General features: G+C 63.5%; 3 protein-coding genes. 1 reads left to right on the top strand and 2 read right to left on the bottom strand.

Features of this window, described 5'->3' with window-relative positions; all coding sequences use genetic code 11:
- Positions 1-471, bottom strand: a 471-nt coding sequence (locus MJD61_16150) for a S9 family peptidase (protein ID MCG8556796.1), incomplete at its 3' end; no start/stop codon positions are given.
- A 102-nt stretch (positions 472-573) separates the two neighbouring features.
- On the opposite strand from MJD61_16150, the gene MJD61_16155 reads away from it, so the two are divergent.
- Positions 574-1,677 (top strand): hypothetical protein, encoded by a 1,104-nt coding sequence (locus MJD61_16155; GenBank protein MCG8556797.1) that lies wholly within the window; start codon positions 574-576, stop codon positions 1,675-1,677.
- 31 nt (positions 1,678-1,708) lie between these two features.
- Here the strand turns inward: MJD61_16155 and MJD61_16160 are convergent.
- A partial coding sequence (locus MJD61_16160; protein ID MCG8556798.1) for a UbiA family prenyltransferase occupies positions 1,709-2,220 on the bottom strand: 512 nt, incomplete at its 5' end.

A 2,220-nucleotide genomic window follows, 5' to 3' on the forward strand; every position in this document is an offset into this window, starting at 1 on the left:
GAGGTTAACGCTGAAGACGTGGAAATTCTCGTCACCTCCGGCATCCTGCAGGTAGAGAATGTGCTTGTTGGTGTGGGCCCAGAAGTACTGCGTCACCGGCCGCTTCTTGTCGCTCGTGACCGGCCTGGCCTTGGACAGGTCGCTGCTGGGCGCCACGTACACATTGAGCACATCCTGCACTGCAGCGAGGTAGGCCAGCCGCTTGCCATCGGGGCTGATCTTCGGTGCCGCCCTGTCGGGATTGCCGAACAGCACGCTGAGTGGAATCACGTCGGAGGAAGGCTTGCCCTTGGCTTCGACCGGAGCCACGGGCGCGGGCCCGGCCTTTGGCGCGGCCGGCGTCACGGGATGGGCAGCCGCCGCCGGCGCCTGCACGCCGGCCGGTTGTTGCGTCCCCCCGCAACCTGCGAGGGTAAAACAGACGAGGACGGGTAGAGCTTGGACTGTCGGACGAGCGTGGCGGTGGATCATCTCAGCCTCGCGAATGCCGCTGCATCATGATACGGCGTCTTTCTGCCTCCAAGGCCTACCGCACCGGGGGCAACAAGCGCAACCTCCACGCCGGACCAACCTATGAACGGCCGCACCAGCCTCCGCGCCTTCGCGTACTACCTGCCGAGGCTGACGCTGTCGATCGTGATCCTGGCTGCATTGCTGGAGGCGCTGCTGCGGCTCTTCCCAGACAGCCTAGGGCCGGGCGTCGCCAATTACGTGCGCTCCATCTATCACTGGCATGCGGGTGGGATGTACTTCAAGGACCCCGTGGCGCGTATCAACCTCATGCACCCCAACCACCAGGATGTCGCCTACTGGAACGGCTACCAGTGGGATCACACGACCGACGTCTGGGGCTTTCGGAATCCACCGGGGACGCGGACTGACGGAGCGATCATCCTGGGGGACTCTATGATCTATGGCCACGGAGTGAACCTCGAACACACGGCAGCCTACGCGCTCAGGGAGTCCGAATCAGGCTCGCTCTACAACATGGCGCGGCAGGGGGACTCGCTCTACCAACACTATGTGCTGCTGCGCCTCTATCAAGGCGTGTTCAAGCCGCAGCATGCAGTTGTCGTCGTCTTCATCAACGATTTCTGGGATGTATTCAGCTACCGCACGACGAAGCAGCTCGCCGAGCTTCCGGAAGTTGCAGCTTACGGGTATCGGGCCATGCGCGAGCGCGTGAACCGACAGCAATCGCTCGCATCGTCTCTTGCGGAGGCCGTCTTCTATCGCAGCGCCATGCTGAAGGCGCTGGGCGGCCTCTACCGTTCGATCCGGGATGACCGGCGCCGCGACGATGGAGCGCTGCTACCGTATTTGGCGCTCGTCATGGATGACGAGGGCTTTGCCCCGATTGGCGCCTACTACCGCCGGATCCTGAGCGATCTGGCGAACCGCCTGGCTCGATCGCACAGCCGCCTGTCTGTCGTGTTCCTGCATGTTGGGGAAGCGGCTCCGGGAAGGGGAGCTGTGCAGGCCCAGGACAAGGTCGATCGCTTTCTTGCCGGCCTGTGTCGCGCCACGTCGATCGGGTACTGGTCGACCAAGAAGCTGTTCGCCGGCTGCAGGGATTGTTTTCTGGAAAACGACGGGCATTTCAGCCCGCAGGGTCATCGCAGATTCGCCGATTTTCTGCGCCGCGAGGTGCTGCCCCACAAGGCGCCAGCCAGGTAAGGTCGCTGGCCCCCCTCGGGGCTCGTTGGCGTCACAGGTAGTGGTCCAGCCCGACGCACACGAAAAAGGCCAGGCTGACGTAGCCGTTCATATCGAAAAAGGCCCGGTTGAGCTTCGATAGATCGCCCGGTTTGACCATGGCGTGCTCGGCGACCAGCAGCAGTGCGATGAGGGCGACACCGAGCATGTAGACGCTTCCGCGCTCCAAGATCACACCCACTGCTACGAGCGACGCAACCGTGACTACATGCAGCAGCGCGCTCAGCAGCAGTCCGCCTCGGATGCCAAAGCGGCGCGGAATGGAATGAAGCCTCGCGCCGATGTCGAAATCCCTGTCCTGGAGCGCATACAGGATGTCGAAGCCGGCGATCCACGTGGCTACTCCCAGCACGAGCAGCCAGGGTGCCGCGCTTTGGTCGAGGGGGCCCCCAACGGCGATCCAGGCGCCGCCAGGCGCGAACGCAACGGCAACGCCCAGGATCAAGTGGCAAGCCCAGGTGAACCGTTTCGTGTACGAGTAGCCGAGCACCAGAGCCAGGGCGA

It is taken from the genome of Pseudomonadota bacterium, from assembly GCA_022361155.1.
Taxonomy (GTDB): Bacteria; Myxococcota_A; Polyangia; order Polyangiales; family JAKSBK01; genus JAKSBK01.